This is a genomic window from Bacillus sp. V5-8f (genome assembly GCF_002863565.1).
Lineage (GTDB): Bacteria > Bacillota > Bacilli > Bacillales > DSM-1321 > Peribacillus.
On sequence record NZ_PGUW01000010.1, the window covers coordinates 36,109 to 62,214 of the forward strand.

Below are 26,106 nucleotides of genomic sequence, written 5' to 3' on the forward strand. Positions count from 1 at the left end.
AATGAAAACTATGTGTAATGTGTACGATTCCACCTGTTCAAAATAATAACCATCCCAAAGGTGGGGGCTGATATGGTCCAGCTTGCTGTTTACGATAGTATCATCCGTATTCTAACACATGGAAAGCACATTGCTTTTATTGCTAACAGATATGCGAGGTAATTGATATGAACAAAAACAAACAGATGCAAACGGATCGGAATTTAACTCTGTTGATATGGAAAATGGCAATTGGAAGTGCGTTATCTTGGGAATTGGCTAGCCTGTTTGGTTCAAAACATCCCTATCTGGCGCCACTTTCGATTATCCTATGCCTACAAAACACAGTGAATAAAACAATTAAACTGGCTATCCGTCGGATCATCGGAACTGTCATAGGTGTATCGGTCAGTGTCATTATTGCAAGTCATATGAGTGTACACGGGTGGACACTGGGATTAATGATCTTAATCGGTTCCTATATTGGTAAATGGTTAACCGTAGATAAAATTGTATTGCATCAGGTCGCTTTAACGATCCTATTCGTTTTTGTATTTGAACATCAAACCAAACAGTACCCCCTGGACAGGCTTCGGGATACCGCCATAGGAGTTATCATTGCTATATTGCTTCAATTTTTGTTGTTTCCTAGATTTAAAAGTAGTGATAGCGTTAAAATATTTTAATGATTCCCGAATACCCTATGTAAACGTATGGCAAGAAACGGTGCTATTTAACATGACAGATCTGATGGCATCAGTCGTATAATGATTGTCCGCAAGAAACAACTTGCTGCAGTCTTCGAAAAAAAAGGCCCGGGTTGGAACCCGGGCCTTTTTGGAGGCATTCGAACCAAATATCACGAAGAAGAACTGGAAGCCAATCCCATGCTGCCCTTTTACTTTATCTTTATATATGCTTCTTGTACTAATTATCACCCACGCAAAATATATATATCTAAACTATCAGGAAAAAGTGCATGCTTAATGCCCGTCGGTGGAATATCAAGGCACCCTTGTATAATTGCAAAATCAAAGAATGAGATTTGGAGGCCAGTTCTGCATTCGGTTAGAAAGGCTTGTTTTTTATGCTTGAAGATATAATTCTGTTTCATGCAGGAAATCCTTTGAAACGGCAATCATTCTTATGCATGGAGGCTGGATTTTGAAAACAATAGGAAAGAGTGTAATTCGGAAAGAGGCATTTGAAAAGGTAACTGGAACCGCAAAGTATACAGGTGATTATCAGTCACAGGATCTGTTGCATGCAGCACTAGTAGTGAGTCCATACGCACACGCAAAAATTCTGGGTATGAAAACAGCCACAGCAAGGGAGGTACAAGGAGTAAGGGCTATTATAACAGGTGAGCCTTTCCCGCTACTTGGAGAGGAAATCAGTGACCGACCAGCCCTTGCTTATGATAAGGTCCGATATTATGGGGAGCCGGTGGCTCTTGTTGTGGCCGATACGTTATATGCAGCGAAAAAGGCGGCCGCCCTTGTGCAGGTCCGTTACGAACTCCTTCCGGTTGTAAATTCAGCAGCTGAAGCATTTCGAGAGGATGCTCCCCTGGTTCATGAACATCTAGGACGTTATAGAGTTAAACCAAGAATTTTTCCTGAACCAGGAACAAATGTCGCCAACCGGACAAAAATACGTAAAGGAAATATGGATGAAGGTTGGGAAGCTAGTGAAATTGTCGTGGAAGCTGAATTTTCTTTCCAGCCGTCGGATCATGCAGCAATGGAAACGAGGTGTGCTACAGCAGAAATAAAGCCTGGAGGTAAACTCATTATCTCCTCCTCATCCCAAGCGCCATTTATGATAAAGAGGCTGATCAGTGACTATTTTGGTGAAGAAATCGGCAAAATCGTGGTCAATACGCCTTTAGTTGGCGGAGGTTACGGAGGGAAGGCCTCCATTCAATTGGAAATATGGGCGTATTTAGCATCAAAAGCTGTTGGAGGAAGGCCGGTTAAACTGATGAATACAAGGGAAGATGACATGGTTACATCCCCCTGCCATATCGGTCTTACTGCAAAAGTAAAGTTTGGATGTACGAAGGAAGGCAAGCTAAAAGCTGCTGAAATCCTATATTTGTTTGACGGGGGTGCTTATTCGGATAAGGCTGTTGATCTTAGCCGGGCAGCAGCTGTGGATTGCACAGGCCCTTATCATATCGAAAACGTCTGGTGTGATTCCCTTTGTATGTACACCAATCACCCGTATGCTGCTCCGTTCAGGGGTTTTTCCCATTCGGAACTCTCCTTTGCCATTGAAAGGACCTTAGATATACTAGCTAGGAAACTACAAATGGATCCCCTGGAACTACGTCATAAGAACGCCATTCTGCCTGGACACACAACCCCAACCCAAGTCCTCTTAAACCGCAGTAATGTTGGGAATTTACCGGAATGTATAGAGCGGCTGAGAAAGTTGATACAATGGGATGAAGGACAAGTCACAGTAGTGAATGATCGAATTCTTCGGGTTAAAGGTGTCAGCTGCAGCTGGAAAACGTCTACTATCGAAACCGACGCAAGCTCTGGTGTTATTCTGACGATGAACCCGGATGGAACAATCAATCTCATGTCAGGAGTAGTGGAAATAGGAACGGGAACAAAGACAGTCCTTGCCCAGATGCTGGCTGAGTACCTAAAAATGGATGTTAATAATATCTATGTACGAATGAAAGTCGATACACAGACCACACCGGAACACTGGAAAACGGTAGCGAGCCGCGGGACATTCATGGCGGGAAGGGCAGTGATTGAGGCGGCGGATGACATGATTCGCCAGTTGAAGGAAATTGCTGCGTGTGTTCTCAGAGCATCCGAGGATGACTTGGAAATAGCGGATAGCCGGGTTTTCCTTAGAGATGATCCGGGAATTGGATTACATTTCTCCAAGATTGGATATGGATATGAATTTCCGAATGGAAATTCTATTGGTGGGCAGGTCATTGGGCGAGGTAATTATATACTGCGTGGCATGTCGCATCTTGATCCCAAAACAGGTGCCGGTAAGCCCGGACCGGAATGGTCTGTAACTGCACATGCCGTGGAAGTAGAGTTTGATAGACGTGATTACACCTATAAGCTGCTTAAAGCTGTAACAGTAGTGGATATAGGCAAAGTCCTCAACGAGAAAGCTGCAAGGGGACAGGTAATGGGAGCGATGAGTATGGGACTTGCATTCGGAGGAAGGGAAACGTTTGTGTTCGACAAACTGGGAAGGGTCCTCAATTCTCAGCTACGTACATACCGTCCCATCCATTATGGGGAAAATCCTGGTTATATCGTAGACTTTGTAGAAACACCCCATCTTGAGGCACCTTATGGAGCAAGGGGGGTGGGAGAGCACGGGCTGCTCGGAATGCCAGCAGCACTGGGAAATTGTCTGTCAGCTGCAGCTGGAGTTTCTCTCCACCATCTCCCCCTTACCCCGGAGCTGATATGGAGGACAAAGGAGGGAAAGATTACATGATCCCTTTCGATTTTGATTATTACAGGCCGAATACGTTGCAGGAGGCCGTAACCCTATATCACTCATTGGACGAGCAAAGGAAGAGGCCTATGTATTTTAGCGGTGGAACGGAAATCCTTACGCTCGGAAGAATTAATATCGATTATACGGAAGCTGTTATCGATATTAAGGCAATTAAGGAATGTAACACTTTGGAGATAATTGGAGATCAATTGGTTTTGGGTGCAGCGACAAGCTTATCGAGAATAGACGACGCCAATCCCTTCCCCTTATTGACCCAAACTGCAAAGGAAGTGGCCGACCGGACGGCAAGAAATAAAATCACATTGGGCGGGAACATCTGTGGAAGGATATTTTACCGGGAAGCTGTCCTGCCGTTTTTATTAGCCGATAGTCAGGTGGTAATAGCGGGATTAGCCGGCCACAAGTTAAAACCGATAAATGAGGTGTTTCAGCAACAACTGCAACTGGGGAAGGGGGAGTTACTAGTACAAGTGATTACGGAAAGGATATATATACAGGCTCCTTATACTCACATAAAAAGACGAAGGCAGTGGGAGACTGGTTATCCCCTGATCACAGTGGCTTCGTTACGGGCAAAAGGACAGATAAGGGTCGCGATTAGCGGTCTCTGCCCATTTCCATTTCGGTCACCTGCCGTAGAGTCTGCTCTTAATCGAACCGACCTAGCTCCGGAAGATAGAGTAGACATTGCTATGCAGAAACTGCCTCAACCACTATTAAATGATACGGAGGGTTCTCCAGATTTCCGACTCTTTCTCTTGAGGAACACATTGATGGATATCATCACGGAATATGAGGAGGCAGTGTTTTGATAAAGAGAATAACTGTGAATCTAAGCATTAACGAGGAAGATACGGAAGTGATTGTCCGTCCTGCAGATACACTGCTTTATGCTTTAAGAGAAGGGCTGGGATTGACGGGGGCAAAGCCAGGTTGTTTGAATGGGGATTGCGGGGCATGTACGGTGATGATAGATACAAACCCAATGAAGTCTTGTTTGATGCTGGCTGTTGAAGGAATTGGCAAGAAAATAACTACAATCGAGGGTGTAAAAAACAGTCTCATCCAGAATGCATTCGTAGAGAATTTTGCATTTCAATGCGGCTATTGTACCCCAGGTTTCATCATGAACTGTGAGGCATTGCTTCTGCACCATCCAGATGCTGACGATCAAACATTGAAAGAATGGCTGGAGTCCAATATATGCAGGTGTACTGGCTACCAGGAAATCGAACAAGCGGTAAAGTCCTTATTAGTTAGTAATCCGTACCATGACGATTAAGGATGCTAAACAATACACCCGTCGATAAGGCCTTCTAATGTACTTGAATCTAGAAAGAAAGGTTATTCTAAATATTCACAAATTGTACATAATTTATTGGTTAGATAGTCTGAAAGGAAAGAATTCAGGTCTAGTAAGCGTAAACAAATTAACTGATTGGATAAAATTCATGTTTGAGATAAGTTAGACATGACTGCTTTTTTAATATAAGGTAATTTTACTAGAATATGATTATAAAATTTTGAGCAACAAAGACTATATAACTACTTTTGTCTGAGTCAATAAAAACAAAAGTTAGATGGACAAGAAATATGATTGAATAGTAGGGAAAAATACCTAAAACCGGTTGGGCAACTTTCAATCCTTCTGTTTTTATATGAAATGGCTAGGTTCAGCAAATGTTTTTCCTTTAAATTCATAGAGAACCGGCAGCATGTACAATCAGATTTTAGTTAGGTATGTACATATTCAAATAAGTTTAAGTCCTAAACATTAAATTAGGAGAAAAATGAGAAAGGATATGTGTTTTAAGCATGTTGATTTTGGAAGGCTTTTTCATTAATTTTTGTATTCTCTGCACAGGCATTTTCCTGATCCATCATTATTTCACGAGTGAATTGGCACCTTCTAAAAACACGATTCGAAGACCTATTCGCCGTGGCATTATGCACGGGCTGTTTGGGATAATCCTGATGCACTTTGGCATCCAGCTAAAAGACGGCCTATTGATCGATTTACGAAGCATTCCAATCATGATGGCCGCGTATGTGGGCGGGGGGATTTCCGCTGGGATAGCGGCTGCAATCCTGATTGTATTTAGACTGTCCATGTACCCCATCACATTCGCATCCCTAAATAACATATATGTTTTGGGGTTATCCGCCATCGTGTTTTCGTTTATTTGTAGGTCCAGGTTAAGTGATGGAAAGAAGTGGATCCTAATGCCTGCATCGTTTATCGTAATCCTTGGTTCCACGTTTCATTTGGTGGTACCCGAGGTTAAAATGGAAATCATCATCTTCATGCAATACGCCATTAGTGTCGGCTGCGGTGCTTTAGGCACCTATATGATAAAGTCCTATCTATGCCGTAACGATGAAAGTTATGAAAGGATCAAAGAAGCATCTAGGAAAGACCACCTTACCGGGTTACATAATGTCCGTTCCTTTGACCAGCAGATCAATGCCATATTTTTAAACGCTAAGGAACAGGGAAAGGAATTGTCCTTACTGGCGATAGATATTGACCATTTTAAGGGAATCAATGATACCTATGGCCATCCTGCAGGGGACAAAGTCATCGCTAGGGTTTCGGAACTCCTTCTGCTTTCATCAAGGCCGGTCGATGTCGTTTCCCGTAATGGCGGGGAAGAGTTCAGCATATTGATGCCGGAATGTAATTCTCAATCCGCCGAGGCTGTGGCAGAAAGGGTACGGCTGGCGGTGGAAAAAAGCATATTTGCGATAAGCGAACAGGTGGAATTACGGGTAACGGTTTCCGTCGGCTATGCCACCATGAAGGATGGAGACATTGGAACGGTCTCACAGTTAATAGGACAAGCGGACCAAGGTTTATACAAGGCTAAGCTAGGAGGGAGGAACCTGGTCATGGCAGGATGAATGTAGCGTAGCCGTTCACCAGGTAGGAAAAAGAGTGGATTTTTCTATGTAACTAAACATAAACTTATAAATTTGATAGGATAAATGATTTTAAAAAGACAGGAATCATATTGATTTTTGGTAGCTGAATAAGAAAGTATAAATGCTCCTTTGTTGGTTGATTTTGATTGGAAAAAATAAATTTGGCTTACGGCAATTCCGACTAGACGATCTAGTAGAGTTTATGGATTCTAGTGCTTAGAAACAATTGAATCGTAGTACATTCAAGCAAAATAGGGTTGGTCCTATATTTGTTTAGTATTTGTCGAAGAAAACATTACATGTAAATAGGCAAACTTATTGAAAGATGAGGACGCAAAGTATCGGATCTAACATTCTTTTGAATTATGATGGCCGTACTGCCAAATGAGAAAAACTTGTTTGGGGGAGTTATAAAATGGAAGATCAAAATGAGGTATTGAAGAAGATAATAGAAAGCCAGCCAGAAGTCATGCTGAAAAATTTAAACAACTACAATGACCTTAGTATTGTAGACTACATGTTAATTCAAAGTCTCAGAGAACGGTTTCAGTTTAGCGATGGTGTGATTAATATATTGTTACAATACGTAAAAGAAGAAGTAGATCCGTCTTTACAATGGATGTATATTGAAAAGATCGCGATTAATTGGCTTAGAGCAAACATTCAGACGGTTGAACAAGCGTTAGAGGCAGCAAAAGTTTGTCTCCCTACAAAAACGCAGGTAGAACCTTCATTGATATTGGAATACATAGGTAGTCAACTTGATTATAAAGTAAATCAGTTAGTCGAAATGTACAAAACAGAGGAAAGTAAAGAGTACGCATCGATCGGAATTGAAATACTTAGCAATATTTTAAGTGTTGATTTACTAGAAACATATCATTTAAAATAAGGGGCTGCTCCGAAAAGTAGTTTTTGCACCACAAATGTTAAAAAACAAAACCCAAGAATGCTGTTATATCAACATTCGGTTTTTATTTTGGGAGATTTCTACCCTATAAAGGACTTTCTAGACAGCCCCTTGTCCGACGAGTTTCTGACAAAAACACGGAGGTAGAAGGGAAACGTGAAAATACACTGGTTGGCGGGTATCTCAGTTAAAGAAACAAAACAGAATGTATAAGATGTGATTTATTTTGTTAAGGAAATGTAGTATAATTTTTTAAAAACATATAAAGAAGTGAAACCTTCTATAAATTCAATTAGATGGCTGTCGAAAACTGTATAAGAGTAGATAAAATCCAACTCTTTTAAGGGAAGAGTTGGATTTTTTGTGTGATTTAAAACAAAAAGGGGAGAAATAATATATGAAAATGTCAAAATCAATGGCAAATATACTGCTATTGATAACTTCAGTATTTTGGGGTTCAGGGTTTGTGGTAACCAAAATAGCATTAGACGCAAACGTGTCTGCTGGTTTTATAAATTTTGTTCGAGGATTTCTCTTTGTTGTTTGTGTGCTTCTGTTTTTTTATAAAAAAATATGTAAAATGACCTTCCAGGACTTTAAAGTAGGTCTAATTGCCGGATTGCTTAATTTTGGCGGATTTATTACCCAAACAATTGGAGTCATTTATACCACTCCATCAAATAATGCTTTTATTTCCGCAGTGTATGTGGTGATCGTGCCTTTAATGGCATGGATCATTTATAGGAAAGTGTTTCAACTAAAAAGTTTGGTCTCCATAGTTGGTTGTTTATTGGGAATGGTGATTATCACAGGAATATGGAACGAAGAGATTAACATTAATATCGGGGACGTATACACCCTTATCTGTGCGTTTTTTTACGCGGGTTCTATTGTCTACCTGGGATATAGCACACGAACAGCCGATTTTAGTGTTGTAGCGTTTATGCTTGCTGCTGTACAAGCAGTAGGCGGATTGCTGTTTTTCCTCTTCGTAGAGGAAGGGCAACTATCAAATGTTAGTTGGTCTGTTGCCATTGTACCATTGTTATACATGGGAATAATATGTTCCTTTGTGGGTCAAACCTTACAAGTTTTAGCTCAAAAACATACATCTGCAACATCAGCTGGACTCATCATGATGCTTGAATCGGTTTTTGGCAGCATGTTTTCAATCACATTTGGTTTTGAACCATTTACCGTAAAGTTAGTAGTTGGTGGAATGCTTATTATGCTTTCGATTATTCTCATGGAAGTGGAATTAAAGCCGTTTTTATCAAGAACAAGGAAACAGCTTAGTATTAAGGAAAATGTTTAATCACTCATAAGAGAATGGTCGACTTTGCGGGGGGAAAAAGTCTAGCGGTTATCTTCTGCGGGCTTGTATCCCCGCCTTTTTTATTGTCACAAAGATTGTGAAATTTTACACTTAAACTAACGGGATAGGTTAGTGAAAGAAGGAATGGGTAAAAGATTAGTCGAATTAATATTAAATGTAGGGCTTTACTTATTAGGTAAGGCTCTTTTTTTTTTTTAATAAACAATTAACTTAGATTTCTGTATACATATTCAGCTTAGTTTCGTTATAAATGATGAAAGGAGTGAAAATGGTGCAGCCCTCGAATGAAGAAATAACAAGATTATCAAATGAAATATTTCAAAAGCTATGCTCGATGGGGGCTAATCCTCAAGATGCTAAGGAAATTGTTCAAGAATCTTTATATCGTGGTTTCTTGAACATAGAAGGTATAAACGCAGGGTCATTTAGGTCTTGGCTTTACAGAGTTTCCATTAATCAATATTACGATATGTATAGGAAAAATAAACGTTTTACAATCATGGAGTTTGAAGATAATCATATCTCTGAAGAAAATCATCCAGAAGATATGTTAATTAAACAAGAAGATAAAGAAGAATATGAAAAAGTATTAGAAAGATTAAAGCCGATTGAAAAAGCATTAATCAAAATGAAATACGAAGAGGATTATTCCTATAAAGAGATTGCTGGTCATCTAGATTTAAAAGAATCTAATGTTAAAACCTATTTGTATCGTGCAAGGAAGAAACTTGCAGGAATATTAAGGAGGGATATTTAATGACAAATAAACCGTTTAAACCAGGAGATATTGAGGGAATCGTTAAAAATGCTAAAAGGAAAAGTATAAAAAGGAACATAATAATTACAACTCTTTTAATAATTATACTTGGATTTATTGCGATTATAGGTAATGGTGTAATAGTAAGTTGGGCATTTAATAAAGCTTCTGAAGGTAACGAATTGCTATATGAAATTTCAGAACCAAATGTGGTTATTGGTCAAGCTAAACTTAGTTCAGGAATATTATCAGGAGAGTATATCTATCAAAAATACAAATTGATTGAAGATAAAGTGGTCCCGTGGGGAACGGAACAAAAAGCCTTTAATGCTTTAGGTAAGAACACCCCTTCAGCCAAATATGATAGCGTTAGCAGCGGAGAAACTAAACAAGGAATACGATATTATAATCCAACTAACGGACAAAGAATGATGTTATTTTATCACCCATGGCTTGAATATAAAACAATTCAGAACGATCTATCATTGATTGAAAAAGCACCTAGCGATGCAGTGATGGAAGTGGCTATCTCGTTTGATAGACCATTTTCAGTTAATGAGATTCAAAAGTTTCTTAATTTAAGAAAAAAAATTACTTGGTATTGGGTAAATGATTATTATAAAAATGATAAGAAAAATTTACAAGGGCTACATGAAACGGGTGATTCTGCTTCACTAGTTTATGGTTTTAATGCTACTGCTGCTGGTGGAGATGGAGACACTCTAGGTCAAAACGAAGATGATTATATCGCAATCTTAACGAAATTAAAGGGTCTAGGAAGTTATGATTATATTGTAGACCGACTTCTTGAAACTGAAAAAGAAAATAGAAATGATGGACTAATACTTGGAGTAGTTGTGACAGGAACAAAAGATGAGTTGTTAAAACTAAAAGAAGATAAACATATTAGGGCAATATCATTAGGAGCAGTTGCAACAGATTTTTAAACTCGTTCATAAAAATTCGTTAAATAATTGGGGCTTCAGTTAAACAAAGAATTTTCGAGTGAGTTTGTGAACAATTGTACTTACACTAACGGGTACGTTACTTGAAAAAGGGGCTGCCATCAGGCGGCTTTTTCTTAATGCACTAACGGAGCAGTTTAGTGAAATAAGAAAGAATAAAATGTAGTCGTATTCGAAAAGAAAAAAATATATACATTCCGCATATTGTCATCTAGTATGTTATACTTAAACAAACCTTTTAAGCTTTACATCTTTTTTCTTTACCTGTACCATATCCCTACTCGATCGTTGAGTAGGGTTTTTTATTGAGTCTATACAGAGAACATAAAAAAACAGGCTCCATATAAAGAGCCTGTTTGTATAATCGATTTAAGATTAAGCTTTTTGAACGTTAGCAGCTTGAGCTCCACGTGGACCTTGCTCAACGTCAAACGTTACTTTTTGACCTTCGTCTAAAGATTTGAAACCTTCACTTTGGATAGCAGAGAAGTGTACGAATACGTCGTCTCCATTTTCACGTTCGATAAAGCCGAAGCCTTTTTCTGCATTAAACCATTTAACTGTACCTTGTTCCATATTTGTTTCCTCCTAGTGCGTTAACGCACAACGTATTACTATCCTTGCCCAAAGTGATCATCAAGACGAAAAGTCGATACTTATACTATCCTTTACACCGAACAAAAATAATTCTTTTTCATCATAACAGAAAACGGAAGATAATGCAAATATGGATTGAATTACTTTATTTATTACCAAGTAGAAAATTTTATCTGAGGATACCACTAGATATGAGTACGGTAGTGGAGAAATTAACACATTTGGATGCGAGAAAATTTTAGCGGCAGGACACAAATACTCTATCATTGGTTGCCAAGTTTACAAAACACCTTATTACTTAGCGGAAGGTAATTAATGTGATTTTAACTGTGTTATCCCCAACGTCCCTTATCACACCATGATTCGGTATCACGAGAAGGCATGTACTATCTTGACAATGAGTGGATTCCTGTAAAAAAAGGGGACTATATTTTCATGGCACCATACTTACATCAAGCTGAATATGCTGTTGGGAGAGACCGCTAGCCTATGTCTATTCTAAAGATTGTAGGGTCTTCCTTTTATTCACTTGTTTATAAATCATCACCAACATGTTATATTCATATTAATCAGAAAATTAAAACTAACAATAGCGGAAAGTTTATGAAAAATACGATATCTGTATTCTTTTCTTCTAGGGAAAGCATTACACAGAGTAAATTAAGTGAGTTCCTGCTTTAAGAAACCGGTAGGGGGTGAGGCTATAGTAATCGGTATGGCGTCAAACGTTCGGATTAATGTGGCTTAGTTAAATGTAATGTATATGATAAAAAAGGAAGTCTTGTTGCTCAATCTACAAGTACATATATGATTTGAAAAGGTAATGTTGATGGTAAGAGGTTCGAAAAATAAGCATATATTTAACCAATTAAGGTTATGAGGACAAGTTCTTAATAAATAATATAAGGCAAAAATTATACCTATAAATGGATATAAATTGAATGGAGGAACAACAAATGTCAAGAATTCCGTCAATACTTCAGAATTTGCGTATCCCTGTAATTGGCTCACCGTTATTTATTATTAGTAACCCTAAACTAGTGATAGAACAATGTAAGGCAGGAATCGTTGGATCAATTCCGTCACTGAATGCTAGACCTGCATCCTTACTTGATGAATGGTTGGCAGAAATCACAGAGGAGCTCGCAACTCATAATGCAAAGAATCCAGATCGTCCAGCTGCACCATTTGCTATTAATCAAATTGTCCATAAGTCAAATGAACGGTTAGAAGCCGATATGGAGTTGTGTGTGAAATACAAAGTTCCAATAATCATTTCGTCCTTAGGTGCCCGCGAGGAGATATTTGAGGCAACACATAGCTACGGAGGAATTGTTCTGCACGACGTAATCAATAACTCTTTCGCGCACAAGGCAATCGACAAAGGTGCAGATGGCATAATTGCCGTTGCGGCAGGAGCTGGCGGTCATGCAGGAACAAAGAGCCCGTTTGCATTGGTTCAGGAAATCCGTGAGTGGTTTGACGGTCCGCTCGCTTTGTCCGGATCAATTGCTACGGGAGGTGCAATCCTGGCCGCCCAAGCGATGGGGGCTGATTTTGCATATATCGGCTCGCCGTTCATTGCAACACATGAAGCCCGTGCTTCTGAAGAGTATAAGCAATCAATCGTTGACTCTACGTCTGATGATATTGTTTATAGTAGTCTTTTCACAGGTGTACATGGAAATTATCTGAAACCGTCAATCAAGGCAGCAGGTTTGGATCCTGACAATCTTCCTGAAAGTGATCCCTCTCAGATGAATTTTGGAGAAAAGGCCGTCAAGCCATGGAAGGATATTTGGGGAAGCGGTCAAGGCATTGGTGCTATAAAAATGGTTACTGGTGCAGCAGAATTTGTAGAGAAGCTTCATAATGAATATATTGATGCCAGAGATAGTCTAAACAGCCGAAATATAGTTAGAACAATCTGATCTGAAAAATCTTCTCAAATTAACATTTTATGGCCTTATTCGAGATTAGCCGCACAATGGTTTTATTTGTGCGGCTTTTTTCTAAATATGTTCGTTTGTCAGAATAACTATTTATAAATTTCAACACTTCTCTTAGTTATGAAAAGCGTGCGCTTTACTTACTTCAAGTTCGTAGTTAACCCAAACTTTCATTAAACAGGTGGTAAGATTGCATTTTTAAAACTATGTATAGAGGACAGGGCCTTCCCATCCTCAGTATATGGCTTATTTTTTTGATCTAACATTACCACCAATGATGCCAGTGACCATGCCAATGATGAAAATGAGGATAATACCCGTAACCATATCCACCATACATGAATGGCGAGTATCCAAAACCCATCACTGGATAACCGAATCCACCAAAAAACGGAGGCATATAAGCACCTGCTTTCATCAGAATTTATACTACACTTTAGACATATGCACATCTGAAAAAATTGACCGTTTTTTATTGAAAATGGGCACTAGTAGATATGAAAATAGAAATATATCAGAGGACATAAATATTAGCGTCTTAAGAAATTTTTGGTATAATGAATTTTTAAATTTCATTACAAAAAAGGGGAATAATTATGACACTAAAAGATAGTTTGAATAAGCAGATAGCTAACTGGAGTGTGCTCTACTTTAAACTACACAACTATCACTGGTATGTTAAGGGACAGCAATTTTTCACATTACATACAAAATTTGAAGAACTGTACACCGAAGCTGCGTTACATATTGATGAATTGGCTGAACGTTTACTAACTCTAGGCGGACAACCAGTCGCAACGATGACGGATTGTCTGGAGCTAGCATCCATTAAAGAAGCCGAAGGAAATCTAACTGCAGAACAGATGGTTGAATCAACAGTAGAAGACTTTGCTCAAATGATTGAAGAATTAAAGCTGGGAATGAAACTTGCGGAATCAGCTGATGATGAAATTACCGGAGATATGTTCCTAGCCATTCATTCTACTCTTGAAAAGCATGCTTGGATGTTAAACTCTTTCTTAGGAAAATAATGGGGATGCCCAGTCAGTATGGCTTGGCTTTAAATGATAGATGAATGAAGGAATACATAGAGAAGATTTGTTTGTGAAACTATAATCCAGGTGCTTTGTTTGGGATTCGGTGCTGAAATTCGCAGTTCTTTTTTATCTCAAGCTATTGGGACAGTTAAGTAGAACAAGTTACAAGCACTATATAGACTTACAGCCTTTTTACTTCGTTTGAACTTAGTCACGGAAGGGTAAAATTAATATTGAGGTGAAAAAATGAAAGTTACTATAACCAAAGATGCAAATCAGCAGCTAATACATGCACTTGGTGCGGAACCAACCATTAGGATTAATCAAATCCAAACCAGTGGTTGAGGAGCCACGTATGTGTATGAACTTGCTCAGGTTGAGCAGGTAAACAATGATGAGGTATTTAAAGTCGATGAAATTACAATTTTAATAGACCCACTGGTAATTAACCATCTGGATGGAGATATAGTGATCGACCATAAAAGTAATTATGGGTTCATTCTTAAAAATAGTTATGAGATCTTAACCTTTGGGATGAAATTAATTAAAAATTTTTAAAGCCAAATAAATGTAATAAAGCCACTGTATTCAAAAGATGAACGATACCCAGAATAATGGACATTTATAAAAAAGTCCCCTATTCTGGGTTTTTCTATGTCTATATACTCATTTTCCTTAACAAAATGAAAAGAGATTCATTTCTTATAACTATTTATACTATTTACATGGTAAATTTGTATATAACCATACTTTTTTACTGTTTCGTGCCACAAGCATATTTTGCTATTATTTGTGTAAGCGTTAACAATTTGTTAAAGGAGAGAAAATTATGGATTCAAGAGAATTGAGAAACTGTATGGGACATTTCGCTACGGGTGTAACTGTTATAACATGTGATACGGAAGATGGAACTCATGGCATAACCGCAAATTCTTTTACTTCTGTTTCACTTGATCCACCGCTCGTTTTAGTTTCTATAGACAGAAAAGCGAAAGCACTTCAACATTTAAAAAATAATAATTTCACTGTGAATATCTTAAAGGAGGATCAAGAGGATATCGCTATGCATTTTGCTGGCCGCCCGCTTGATGAACCTACTTTTCAATTGCAAAAAGGTAATCTTTCGACCAGGTTGAAGGATACCCTTGCTTATGTGGAATGTGAACCATGGGCCGAGTATGATGGTGGGGACCATGTTCTATATGTGGGTAAAGTGAGTGATTTTACGTATAATCCTGGTCGCCCGCTTGCCTACTATTGCGGCAAATTTTCGGACGTTTTACCAAAATGATCCCGAATTGAAATTATGAAATAGTGAGGGGAGCAGAAAAAATGAAAGCTCATAAGTTACAATTTGATCGTTTAATAGATACTAATCCCCGTACTGGAGTAATAAAGTTTAGTGATAGAAGAATGGCCCTGGTGTCTGTAGAGGCACTGGGCATTCTACGGAGAGATTTGGTGAATACCCTGAGCATGGAGAGAGCTAAAGGGTTTCTCATGCGTTATGGATGGGCATGCGGATACAAGGATGGACAAACTTTAGAAAAAATGTATGAATGGGATTCGCAAAAGGAATTATTTTTGGCAGGTCCATATCTTCATACTTTAGAGGGAATCGTTACAGTGGAGCCTGATATACTAGAGCTTAATGAGGACACTCTTCATTTTACCGGGATATGGAGGAATTCATTTGAAGCGGTTGAACATATCAATCATTTTGGTCACAGCAGCGATCCTGTATGCTGGATTCTGATCGGATATGCCAGCGGCTATTTAACCAGAGTATTTGGAAAAGAAGTGCTTGTATATGAAGAATCATGCCAAGGAAAGGGAGACGATCATTGTTACTTTGTAGCCAAAACCTATGATCCACGTGATGAACGGCATAAGCAGGACTTACGTTATTACAAGTCTGAAACATTACTATCAGAATTAGATCGGGTGTATAAGGAAGTTAGAGAACTCAACGAGAACATAATAGAGTCCGAGCGGGTTCAAAACGAATTGACAGATATGCTGCTTGAAGATAAAAATGTGTCAGAAACGGTTGGATTAATATCAAATATTGTTCAAAAAAGTATTGTTATAGATTCTTTTCATAAGCAGATGGATAGCTGTTTCAAGTCCACTATAGATATGGAAACGTATGAGAGATGGATCAAAAGTGAGGGCCGGTATGAAGCGTTAGATACATACATTGATACATTCCCCATCCGGACTCATGATGTGAACCTAGGAAGAATGGTTGTCATCGGTGATAAACCACTTAGTAAAAGGGAACAAATGATTATAAATAGATCAGTTACTGTATGTACTGTTCAATTGTATCACCAGAGGAAAATCACGCAATCTATATGGAGAAAACGGGAGGATTTCTTTGATGAATTATTAAACAACAAAATTGATGAAAACACTCTTCAACGGCATATGCCTGTATTTGACTTTGATCCCCAGGAACCAAACCGCATCCTCACATTGAAGATAGAACCTTTTGATAATAAGAAAGATATTCTTCAATACATAGGTTTAAATTATCCAGATATTGACGCTTTCATAAAAGATCAATATATCGTTCTTGTATTAACAGAGAAAGAAATTGAGATAGAAACCTTTACAACGAAACTCCAGAAAGTTATTCAGGAAGAATTCAAACATATAAAAACCTATATTAGTGTCGGGCGCATAGCAAAAAATCTCAAAGATTTAGCAAAAAGCTATAAAGACGCATGCCGCATATGTGATTTTATACAGCTTGCCTATCCCACTGACAGCAGGGCTTCTTATTACGAAGAATTGGAACCTGTCATTATGTTCCTTAAAGGGATCGATCAGGAGGAATTGATTGATTTTTGTAAAGAAACCATCGGTAAATTGGTCGAATATGACGATACAAACCAAGGAAATTTAGTTATTACATTGAAGTCTTATTTGGATCATAACGGGAATCTTCAGCAAACTGCAGATGACCTGCATCTTTCCATTGCAGGTTTGCGTTACCGCATAGAAAAGATAGAATCTTTTTGCAAAGCTGACTTAAAAACGGGAACTGGACGTTTTAAATACCAGTTGGCTATTCGCATTTATTTCGCGATGCAAATCATTAACAATAGACCAGCTTTGACAACCTAAACTTCTAATCATTTTAAAACAAGAGTTCGGATATTTTTACTGCTAGGTTTATAACGTTTTGTAAAGATCATGAAATGAAGCGGCTTCCATTGCTTCTTTAGTGGTCTTTTTTTAATGATCCATTCAATTTTTCAAGGATATCCGCTTAAACCAATCTGTAAAAACAATAGGCTGTTTCTTATAGTGATTTCCATACGAATCATTACTAAAGAGTCTAATACCGCAAAAACATGAAATAGAACGATATTTGTCAGTATATTTTTGCAGTTCAAAAAATTTAAAAAACAATTCATAATAAAAATATGAAATGAAAGCGCTTCAAAATTATTCAAGGAGGCTAGAAAATGAAAGTTGATCAAAAAGTATTAACAAAACGGCCATTAACTGGACAAGAATATTTGGAAAGCCTGAGAGACGGCCGAGAGATTTGGATTCATGGTGAGAAGGTGGAAGACGTTACCACTCATCCGGCTTTCCGGAATTCTGCACGCTCCATTGCAAGGCTTTATGATGCTTTGCATGATGAAAAAACGAAGGATATTCTAACAGTGCCAACTGATACAGGAAATGGAGGTTATACCCAAAAGTTCTTCCAATTTGATCAAAGTGCCGAGGATCTGTTGAAATCCCGTAATGCAATCGCACAATGGGCCAAATTAACATATGGGCAAATGGGCAGATCACCGGATTATAAAGCCGCCTTCCTGGCAACGCTCGGCGCAGACCCTGATTACTATGCGCCATATCAAGATAATGCAAGAAGATGGTATAAGGAAGCTCAGGAAAACAATTGGTTTTTCAACCATGCCATCATCAACCCGCCGGTAGACCGACATAAACCTTTGGAAGCCGTATCAGATATTTTTATTAGGGCGGTAGGGGAAACCGAGGAAGGAGTAATTGTAAGCGGCGCGAAGATGGTTGCCACCGGATCGGCCCTCACGAATTACAACTTTGTCGCCCACTATGGTGCAGCTCCAATCAAGAAAGAGGAATTTGCCCTTTGCTTTATAGCACCAATGAATACTCCAGGTGTCAAGCTTGTCAGCCGAGCTTCGTATGAAATGAACGCGGCCGTAATGGGCAGTCCATTCGACTACCCTTTAAGCAGCAGGTTCGATGAAAATGATGCTGTTCTTATCTTTGATGAAGCTTTGATTCCATGGGAAAATATCTTGATTTATAAAGACGTCGAGAAAATCAATAATTTCTTTGCTGAAACTGGTTTCCTAAATCGCTTTACATTCCATGGAGTGACACGACTAGCCGTCAAGCTGGATTTTGTGTCAGGTTTACTTTTAAAAGCTGTAAAGGTGAATGGCACAGATCAATTCCGAGGAGTACAGGTTAACGTAGGAGAAGTTTTGGCATGGAAGAATATGTTTTGGGCTTTAAGTGATGCTATGGCACTAAACCCTAACGAGGGAAGAAATGGAACAGTTCTACCAAATTTAAATTATGGATTAGCCTATAGGGTCTTCATGTCAGAGGGCTGGCCAAAGGTAAAAGAAATCATTGAAAACGTGGTGGCAGGCAGTTTGATTGTCCAGCCTTCCAGCTCACGCGACTTTAAAAATCCGGAGCTGCGTCCTTTTCTTGATAAGCTGTACCGCGGGGCCAATGGTGTTGAGTCAGTGGACAAGATCAAGCTTATCAAGCTGCTCTGGGATGTTGTAGGTACGGAATACGGCGGAAGGCATGAACTGTATGAACGGAATTATTCAGGAAACCATGAAAATATTCGCCTTGAGAACCTGATCGTTGCAAATCAGAATGGGCAAGCGGCTGAGTTTGAGAAATTCGTGGAAGAATGCCTAAGCGACTATGACCTGAACGGGTGGACAAATGATACATGGATCAATCCGGATGATATCAACTATTTTGCTAAATAAATAGATTATCGCTGGACCGAACTAAACGCGAGGGCCATGCTTTCTTAAAAAATGGCCCTCTACTTTAGATTCACAGTTATGATAGTCGACTGTGTTGCTGGATTTTCCCATTCCCTAATGAAAATTTACATGTGCTGGAGGACTCACCATGAAAGTAATCAGAAATGGAATATTGTCGCTTAAACACTCTGTTCTAACTATCGGTGCTTTTGATGGCATCCACCTTGGACACCAGTCACTAATAGCCAAAACTGTGAATCGTGCTCGTGAATTAGATGTGCCGTCTGTCGTCTATACATTTGATCCACCGCCCCGAGTGTATTTCCAAAAGCAAATGTTGTTGACTACTGTTCAAGAAAAGCTGGTTTTCCTCCGAAAACTGGGGGTGGATTATACAGTCATAGCTAACTTTGACACTTACTTTCTTTCAAAAAGTGCAGCGGAATTTATTGAAGAGTTGAAGAGTTTGGCACCCGATGAGATATGGATAGGCCCAGACTTTCAGTTCGGGAAAGGCAAGACAGGTTCGATAAAAGATCTTTCAGAACAGTTTAACACCTATACATTTCCGGTTGTGAAGTGCTCCAGGGGGGAAATCATTTCCTCCACCCGCATTAGGAAATTGCTTGGAAATCAGCAACAACAGCTTGCACATGAGCTGCTCGGAAGAAACAGGTTACAGAAAATCCATTAGGAACTTAAGGGAAATAAAAAATGGGGATTACATGTTTTCCATAGGCCCTGCGACATTAAGTGAGAGGGATAGCTACAAGTTACTCATTGGAAGTATCATTCAGTACCCTTTCAAAGATGAAGTATATGAAAAATGGAAATCCGTCATGAACGACTCTAAGCTGTAAACCGGTTAGCCGGTGATAACTATGCAGTAGTCGGACATGTATTTTCTCTAAAGAGACCGGTTTAGTGCGGAATAATACGCCGATGTGATACTCCCTTCTGGATTAATTCTCTAAATCATCTTGCCATAAGAAAACAATCTTTCTTTTCTTATGACAAGATCGATTAATAACAAAGAATTTAAGCCCTATTTTTAAACTACTAATACTGCGCTGAGTTATAAGCAGCGCTAATAGTCCGGCTGATTTTTTCTGCAGTTTCAAATAAGAGTGGGAGAAATTCTTCTCGGACCGTGTTTTCACTAATACGACCGGCGTGGGCGGAACAGTTAATCGCAGCTATTACTTTTCCTTCTCCATTTTGGATTGGTACAGCGATGGAACGGAGTCCTTCTTCGAATTGCTGGTCAACACCGCCCCACCCATTTTCCTGAACGGTTGCTAACACCTTTTTTAATTGTTCTTTATCCGTGATGGTATTGTTTGTAAACCGTTTGAAGCTCACTTTGTTTAAATAATCTTCAAGTTCGGCCTTTGGTAAAAATGCCAGCAATACATGTCCCATTGATGTGGCATAGGCGGGAAGGCGGGATCCGACTTCGAGATTGATCGTCATAATCCTTTTTGTATGAACACGAGCGACATATAAAATATCGGTACCATCCAGAATCGAAATCGAGCAGGATTCACCCGTTTTTGCGACAAATTCCCTCATGATCGGTTGGGCGATGTTCCATATGTTTTTGGAGGAGATATATGCATAGCCCAACGTAAGGATGCGAGCTGTCAGTGAGAAACTGCCATTGTTTGATTCTACGAAGCCCAAGTATTCGAGGGTGAGCAGCATTCTTCTTGCAGTCGGTCTGCTAAGCCCGGTAATCTTAGCTGCGTCACTAATAGTGAGCGAAGGTGTTTCCTGGGAAAAAGCCTGAATCACTTTGAGTCCGCGGTCAAGGGATTGAATATAATCACCAGATTGTTCGAAATTGTCGGAGTTTTGTATTGACAAAATTATAACCTCCCATGATAAAATAAAAATGTGTACGAATAGTATAATATTGTACGTATATCGTACAACTTCTTAGAGTCTTTTGCAAACACATAAACAGCATGGGGCCATAATCGCCAAACTATTCGTTAAAATGTATGCGATTACATAACTTTATTGTGCCTCAGCAACTATTTTAAACTAGTAAAAAATAGGAGGAATTGATGATGGTAGAAACTCAAGTAAAGAATCAGCGTGTGTTGGAAGTGTACGAAAGCTTTGTCAAACACTTGAAAAACTTTTTGGATGAACAGCAGCTTAACCATGAAGAGTACTCGAATTTCGTGAAATGGGCAGACCGTCTTGGTCGAAGCGGTGAAGTTCCCCTGTTTTTAGATGTGTTCGTTGAAACCCATGTACTTGAATCCAAGTACAAGGATGCGCCTGGAACTCAGCCATCACTGCTTGGGCCATACTTTGTGGAAGGATCCCAGTTATTGGAACAAAAACCATTTGTCATTCCGCAGCGTCCGGATGAAGCGGGAGATAAGCTAATTTTTAGGGGCAATGTTACCTCAGTGGATGGAAAGCCATTAGCCAATACAAAGGTGGAATGGTGGCAGGATGATAATGACGGATTATATTCAAATTTCGACTCACCTGCACCTGCATTTAACCTTAGAGGCCATTTCTATACAGATGAGAATGGGGATTTTGAGGTCCATTCCATCGTTCCGATTCCTTATCAGATTCCGACGAATGGGCCGACTGGCGAGTTCGTTCGTGCGGCAGGTTACCATGCGTACCGCCCGGCTCATATTCATATGATGTTTATCCAGGAAGGGTATGAAACACTGATTACCCAAGTGTTCTTTGAAGGAGATCAGTGGCTGGAAACTGATGTAGCGAAGGGTGTCCGTTCTTCATTATTAACCAAGCTCCATCAAGTTGGTGACCACAAAGAAGCTTCACTGGATTTCGTCCTTCGCCCTTTATAAAAAATAATATACTAGGACCGTCGGGAAATATTCCGATGGTCTTTGTTTTAAGCCACACATATCGTAGGAAATAACTTATTTTAATAGATTAATTTTTTTGTATTAGTGTACGCAAAAAGTAATAAGGTACGTTATGCGTACTTAGTTAGTAATTAATAAAGCGGGGTGTAATTGTAAATGGAACTTTATAAGGTGAGAGTTAATGGTAATGATATTCAAATCGCTGATTATTACGGAACAAAAGGGACTATCATTGCTATCCATGGATTAACAGGGACACATAGAAATATGCATTATTACGCGGAGAAGTTTAAAGGGCACTATCGTATTATTGCGGTCGACCTGCGAGGGAGAGGCAATAGTGCAGCAACAGATGAAGAGACTTCGATATTCAAACATGCTGAGGATATCATTGCTTTGATAAAGGAACTTCAAATTGAAAATCCGATTTTGTTGGGGCATTCCATGGGTGCTTTTATCTCCGCTATTGTTGCTAGTAAATTAGCTTCTGTTAAAGCAGTGATATTACTCGATGGTGCAGCCAAAATGTCTGATAACCAGCGGGCCATTGTCCAGCCTTCACTTGGACGTCTCAGCAAGGAATACGAATCCAGGGAGCACTACATGGCTGAGATTAAAAGTATTTATCACAATTTAGGCATTGCTTGGAATGAAACGCTCCAGCAAACAGTCGAATATGAGGTGGGACCTGTCGGTGGCCACTGGGAAAATAAATCTAATGAGGAAAGAATACTTGCAGATTTTAACAGCTTTTATACATACGATCCTCAAGAAGTCAGCTCACGGATTGAATGTCCTGTTCTGCTTGTTTATGCCAAAGCAAATATCGGGGCAATGCCGCCTCTGTTTAATTTAAGTGATTATGAAGAAACACAGGAATATACAAAGCATCTGAAAACCGTTGTGTCAGACTGCAATCATTACACCATGGTATTCGAGAATAGAGACGACATTAATCAATATATCGAAACGTTTTTAAGTGAAATTGAAAATTAATAGAGTTACAAATGCAGACAACAAGAAAGGTGGATGATTGAAGTGAGTAAGGGATTGGCTTATTTTAAAGAAGTTTATGATGAAGTGCCAGGCTGGGTACAGAAAATGCATGATTATAGTCCAGGCGTATTGGATCATTATACGGGAATTCGCAGTGAAATCATGCAGGACGGTACTCTCTCCAGAAAAGAAAAAGACGTCCTCATTGCCGTGATGAACGCTGCGAGACTCTATCCACGCAGCATGCTCTACCATACCAAGGGGGCCATTGATTTTGGCTCAACGATTCCAGAGCTCGCTGAGTATTTTCTGATTTCCTATTTGTACGGGGGAATCTCTTCCCTTAAAGTATCGCTTCAGGCCCTTTCATATGCCCTTGAACTTAAAGGGACGGCCGTACAGCAACCCGCGACGGAGCCACAGACAATCAATGAGGTGCTGAACATCATGATCGATTGGATGGGCGATGAAGATAGCAGCTTTGTGAAGGACGCTTTGGAAGTGATCCAGACAAATGATCCTGCCAAGATTGAAAAAAAGCTCCTTTCTGACGGCAACGTATCAACGAGATTGAAACACCTTAGCATGGTGGGCAACTATATAGCACAGCTAAGAGGGGAAGAAGCGGTTGAATGGATTGAAAAGGCGAGGCAGGCTGGAGCAACAGAAGCAGATTTGGCAGACATTGGCTATATCTGCATTTTAACAGCAGGAATTCCTTCTTGGTTTGAGCTAAGTGACTCATTAAAACAGGCTGGGCAATAATCTTCGAATGGAGGGAAAGGTATGTCCAAAATTAAACAACAAGTGGAAGATGCGTTATTATGCGTGAAATCAGGCCAAACCATCTTAGTTGGGGGCTTTGGCCTGATTGGCGCCCCGCTAACACTGATTGACGGCCTTACCAAAAAGGATGTTAAGGAACTTACCATTGTTAGCAATAATCTGGGTGAATCAGGTAAGGGACTAGGAATCCTGTTGAATCAAAATAAAATCAAAAAAGGGATCGGTTCCTATTTTACAAGCAATCGGGATGTTGGCGATAAATATCAAAAAGGTGAAATTGAGCTTGAATTACTCCCGCAAGGAACCTTGGCAGAATCACTTCGGGCAGGCGGCGCTGGACTGGGTGGTTATTACACCACTACTGGAGTGGGAACCAATCTGGCAAATGGAAAGGAAGAACGTGAGATAGATGGTGTGACCTATTTATTTGAAAAAGCAATCCGTGGGGATGTCGCGTTGATCCGTGCCCATAAAGCCGACCGGTTGGGGAATCTCGTTTACTATAAAACAGCACGCAATTTCAATCCGCTTATGGCAACGGCCGCAAAAACGGTTATAGTCGAGGTTGATGAAATTGTAGAACCAGGTCAGCTCGACCCTGAAGAAATTGTCACTCCGCATCTTTATATCGATTCCATCATTTTGGCTCAGCAAATCCTTACAAAGGAAGGAGTGGTAGCGAGATGAGTACACAATTAAGCAAACAGGAATTACAGCATCTTATTGCTAAGCGCGTTGCCAAGGAGCTTAAGGGGCCTTGTACCGTTAATTTGGGAATTGGAATTCCGACCCTTGTCGCTGAATATCTGGATGATGACCAGGTCTACCTTCACACAGAGAACGGACTGCTTGGTGTCATGGATGTTGAAGAGGATAAAATTGACCCTAATCTCGTAAATGCCGGAAAGTTGCCCGTAGGCGAAGCAATCGGTGCATCATTTTTCAATAGTGCGGATTCGTTTGCGATGATTCGCGGAGGGCATGTGGACGTTGCCATATTGGGAGCCCTTCAGGTAGATGAAAGGGGGATTATTGCAAATTGGGCCGTTCCAGGAAAGAACATCATGGGTGTCGGCGGAGCGATGGATTTACTAGTGGGGGCCCAAAAGGTGATAGTGACTATGAATCATACTTCGAAGGACGGTCAAAGCAAGATTTTAAAAGAATGTACCTATCCGATCACTTCAACCCGATCCGTCGATATGATCATGACCGAATTAGCTGTATTCAAAGTTGAGGATCACCAACTAAAGCTAATTGAACTTATGCCAGGGGCCAGCATTGAAGAGGTACGGGAGAAAACAGAGGCCAATTTTATCGAGTAGGGAGCAGTTGATAATGAAAATCCATTCAGTTGATGTTTTTATAGTAGATTTGCCAACAGTCCGTCCGCACCAGCTTGCCATGCATACCATTGTTACACAAACAATTGTTGTCGCCCGCTTAAAGGATGAAGAGGGGCGTGAAGGCTGGTCCGAGGTAGCAACGATTGGGGGGGCTTCCTATGGGGAATCGACTCCGGAAGCGATAAAAGTAAATATCGACAGGTACATTACTCCCCTTGTGATAGGCAAGGATCCGGTTCACTTTGACAAAATCATGTACGAGGTTGGAAAACATGTAAGAGGTAATCATTTTGCCAAAGCATTAATCGAAGCGTCCATTATTGACTTGGCAGCGAGGGCCAAAGAGGTTCCAGCGTATGAATTGTTTGGCGGGAAAATTCACTCCTCCTTGCCAGTCGCGTGGACTCTGGCAAGTGGAGATACAGAAAAGGACATTGAAGAAGCAAAAGAATTACTTCAGCAGAGGCGCCATAACATTTTCAAGTTGAAGATTGGAAAAGGTGACCCTAATAAAAATGTTGAACATGTTTTAAAGATTAAAAGTGCCGTTGGAAACGAGGCAAGGATTACGGTAGATGTGAATCAGGCATGGGATGAGGATACGTCAAATTACAGCATTGCTGCCTTACAGGATGGCGGAATCTCGATGGTAGAACAGCCTCTGCCGACATGGAACCATGAAGGAATGGCACGCCTGACGAGCCGCTTTCGAGTTCCCATTATGGCAGATGAAGCCGCGAATACAGTTCAGGATGTTTTCCAAATTGCCAAACACCGGGCTGGAAATTCCATTGCATTGAAGGTATGCAAAGCGGGCGGACTGACGCAGACAAAAAAAGTAGCTGCCATTGCTGAAGGCTCAGGGCTTGGATTGTATGGAGGCACAATGATTGAATCAAGCCTTGGGACAGCAATTTGCGCCCAGCTTTATTCCACACTTCCAGAGCTGAAATTTGGAACAGAGTTATTCGGACCGCTGCTTTTTAAAGACAACCTGACATTGAATAACATTACATACGAGAACTTCGAGATCGTCATCCCGGATGGTCCTGGATTCGGTATGGAAATCGATAAAGAAAAACTAAAGCACTATACAAGGGAATAATGTTTGGATAAGGGAGAGATAAA

At 39.9% G+C, this 26,106-nt stretch carries 24 protein-coding genes and 1 riboswitch; of the genes, 22 read left to right on the plus strand and 2 right to left on the minus strand.

Translation table 11 applies throughout. From position 1 onward, the window contains the following. The first annotated feature begins 167 nt into the window (after positions 1-167). The 9 genes from CUU64_RS13085 to CUU64_RS13130 all read left to right on the plus strand — a co-directional run bounded on the left by CUU64_RS13085 (position 168) and on the right by CUU64_RS13130 (position 10,361). Positions 168-665: an FUSC family protein gene (locus CUU64_RS13085; protein ID WP_257985516.1), complete on the plus strand. Its 498-nt coding sequence runs from the start codon at positions 168-170 to the stop codon at positions 663-665. 478 nt (positions 666-1,143) lie between these two features. After that, positions 1,144-3,465 (plus strand): xanthine dehydrogenase family protein molybdopterin-binding subunit, encoded by a 2,322-nt coding sequence (locus CUU64_RS13095; RefSeq protein ID WP_257985517.1) that lies wholly within the window; start codon positions 1,144-1,146, stop codon positions 3,463-3,465. Beyond that, positions 3,462-4,301: an FAD binding domain-containing protein gene (locus tag CUU64_RS13100; RefSeq protein WP_101634071.1), complete on the plus strand. Its 840-nt coding sequence runs from the start codon at positions 3,462-3,464 to the stop codon at positions 4,299-4,301. Before CUU64_RS13095 ends, CUU64_RS13100 begins: the two co-directional genes overlap by 4 nt. Then, positions 4,298-4,771: a (2Fe-2S)-binding protein gene (locus CUU64_RS13105; protein WP_374702717.1), complete on the plus strand. Its 474-nt coding sequence runs from the start codon at positions 4,298-4,300 to the stop codon at positions 4,769-4,771. The genes CUU64_RS13100 and CUU64_RS13105 overlap by 4 nt, the downstream gene beginning before the upstream one ends. Before the next feature lie 533 nt (positions 4,772-5,304). Then, entirely contained in the window at positions 5,305-6,390 is a 1,086-nt protein-coding gene (locus CUU64_RS13110; protein WP_101634072.1) for a GGDEF domain-containing protein, read from the plus strand. A 319-nt stretch (positions 6,391-6,709) separates the two neighbouring features. After that, positions 6,710-6,796: riboswitch (cyclic di-GMP riboswitch) on the plus strand. 30 nt (positions 6,797-6,826) lie between these two features. Further along, a complete protein-coding gene (locus CUU64_RS13115; RefSeq protein ID WP_101634073.1) occupies positions 6,827-7,303 on the plus strand; it encodes a DnaD domain protein in 477 nt (158 codons plus the stop codon). A gap of 415 nt (positions 7,304-7,718) precedes the next feature. Next, positions 7,719-8,636, plus strand: a complete 918-nt coding sequence (locus tag CUU64_RS13120) for a DMT family transporter (protein ID WP_101634074.1) — start codon at positions 7,719-7,721, stop codon at positions 8,634-8,636. Between the two features lie 292 nt (positions 8,637-8,928). After that, positions 8,929-9,414, plus strand: coding sequence for an RNA polymerase sigma factor (locus CUU64_RS13125; protein ID WP_180954598.1), 486 nt, complete (start codon positions 8,929-8,931; stop codon positions 9,412-9,414). Next, positions 9,414-10,361 (plus strand): anti sigma factor C-terminal domain-containing protein, encoded by a 948-nt coding sequence (locus tag CUU64_RS13130; protein ID WP_101634076.1) that lies wholly within the window; start codon positions 9,414-9,416, stop codon positions 10,359-10,361. Before CUU64_RS13125 ends, CUU64_RS13130 begins: the two co-directional genes overlap by 1 nt. A 393-nt stretch (positions 10,362-10,754) precedes the next feature. Here CUU64_RS13130 and cspC read toward each other — a convergent pair whose 3' ends face one another. Continuing rightward, complete coding sequence (cspC, locus tag CUU64_RS13135; RefSeq protein ID WP_101634077.1) at positions 10,755-10,955, minus strand: cold shock protein CspC; 201 nt, start codon at positions 10,953-10,955, stop codon at positions 10,755-10,757. A gap of 977 nt (positions 10,956-11,932) precedes the next feature. On the opposite strand from cspC, the gene CUU64_RS13145 reads away from it, so the two are divergent. The 7 genes from CUU64_RS13145 to CUU64_RS13175 all read left to right on the plus strand — a co-directional run bounded on the left by CUU64_RS13145 (position 11,933) and on the right by CUU64_RS13175 (position 19,680). Then, positions 11,933-12,907, plus strand: coding sequence for an NAD(P)H-dependent flavin oxidoreductase (locus CUU64_RS13145; protein WP_101634078.1), 975 nt, complete (start codon positions 11,933-11,935; stop codon positions 12,905-12,907). A gap of 614 nt (positions 12,908-13,521) precedes the next feature. Then, positions 13,522-13,956 carry a Dps family protein gene (locus CUU64_RS13150; RefSeq protein ID WP_101634079.1) on the plus strand — a complete coding sequence of 145 codons (435 nt, stop codon included), beginning with the start codon at positions 13,522-13,524 and terminating at the stop codon, positions 13,954-13,956. A gap of 363 nt (positions 13,957-14,319) precedes the next feature. After that, positions 14,320-14,520: a hypothetical protein gene (locus CUU64_RS13155; protein ID WP_101634080.1), complete on the plus strand. Its 201-nt coding sequence runs from the start codon at positions 14,320-14,322 to the stop codon at positions 14,518-14,520. A 271-nt stretch (positions 14,521-14,791) separates the two neighbouring features. Further along, on the plus strand, positions 14,792-15,253 hold the full coding sequence (locus tag CUU64_RS13160) for a flavin reductase family protein (RefSeq protein WP_101634081.1): 462 nt from the start codon (positions 14,792-14,794) through the stop codon (positions 15,251-15,253). Between the two features lie 41 nt (positions 15,254-15,294). Then, positions 15,295-17,094, plus strand: a complete 1,800-nt coding sequence (locus CUU64_RS13165; protein ID WP_101634082.1) for a XylR N-terminal domain-containing protein — start codon at positions 15,295-15,297, stop codon at positions 17,092-17,094. Between the two features lie 344 nt (positions 17,095-17,438). Further along, positions 17,439-18,986 carry a 4-hydroxyphenylacetate 3-hydroxylase family protein gene (locus CUU64_RS13170; RefSeq protein WP_101634083.1) on the plus strand — a complete coding sequence of 516 codons (1,548 nt, stop codon included), beginning with the start codon at positions 17,439-17,441 and terminating at the stop codon, positions 18,984-18,986. 148 nt (positions 18,987-19,134) lie between these two features. Further along, positions 19,135-19,680 carry an FAD synthetase family protein gene (locus CUU64_RS13175; protein WP_101634084.1) on the plus strand — a complete coding sequence of 182 codons (546 nt, stop codon included), beginning with the start codon at positions 19,135-19,137 and terminating at the stop codon, positions 19,678-19,680. A gap of 365 nt (positions 19,681-20,045) precedes the next feature. Here CUU64_RS13175 and CUU64_RS13180 read toward each other — a convergent pair whose 3' ends face one another. Next, entirely contained in the window at positions 20,046-20,852 is an 807-nt protein-coding gene (locus CUU64_RS13180) for an IclR family transcriptional regulator (RefSeq protein WP_257985518.1), read from the minus strand. 203 nt (positions 20,853-21,055) lie between these two features. Between CUU64_RS13180 and CUU64_RS13185 the strand changes: the two genes are divergently transcribed. The 6 genes from CUU64_RS13185 (at position 21,056) to CUU64_RS13210 (ending at position 26,083) form a co-directional block, all read left to right on the plus strand. After that, the gene (locus CUU64_RS13185) at positions 21,056-21,829 is read left to right on the plus strand and encodes a dioxygenase family protein (RefSeq protein ID WP_101634085.1); all 774 of its coding nucleotides are present in this window, start codon (positions 21,056-21,058) and stop codon (positions 21,827-21,829) included. A 177-nt stretch (positions 21,830-22,006) separates the two neighbouring features. Further along, positions 22,007-22,846 (plus strand): alpha/beta fold hydrolase, encoded by an 840-nt coding sequence (locus tag CUU64_RS13190; RefSeq protein ID WP_101634086.1) that lies wholly within the window; start codon positions 22,007-22,009, stop codon positions 22,844-22,846. Positions 22,847-22,888: 42 nt separating this feature from the next. Further along, positions 22,889-23,611 carry a carboxymuconolactone decarboxylase family protein gene (locus tag CUU64_RS13195; RefSeq protein WP_101634109.1) on the plus strand — a complete coding sequence of 241 codons (723 nt, stop codon included), beginning with the start codon at positions 22,889-22,891 and terminating at the stop codon, positions 23,609-23,611. 21 nt (positions 23,612-23,632) lie between these two features. Next, positions 23,633-24,319, plus strand: coding sequence for a CoA transferase subunit A (locus CUU64_RS13200; protein ID WP_101634087.1), 687 nt, complete (start codon positions 23,633-23,635; stop codon positions 24,317-24,319). Further along, positions 24,316-24,957: a 3-oxoacid CoA-transferase subunit B gene (locus CUU64_RS13205; RefSeq protein ID WP_101634088.1), complete on the plus strand. Its 642-nt coding sequence runs from the start codon at positions 24,316-24,318 to the stop codon at positions 24,955-24,957. Before CUU64_RS13200 ends, CUU64_RS13205 begins: the two co-directional genes overlap by 4 nt. A 13-nt stretch (positions 24,958-24,970) precedes the next feature. Then, a complete protein-coding gene (locus CUU64_RS13210; RefSeq protein WP_101634089.1) occupies positions 24,971-26,083 on the plus strand; it encodes a muconate cycloisomerase family protein in 1,113 nt (370 codons plus the stop codon). The last annotated feature ends 23 nt before the right edge of the window (positions 26,084-26,106 follow it).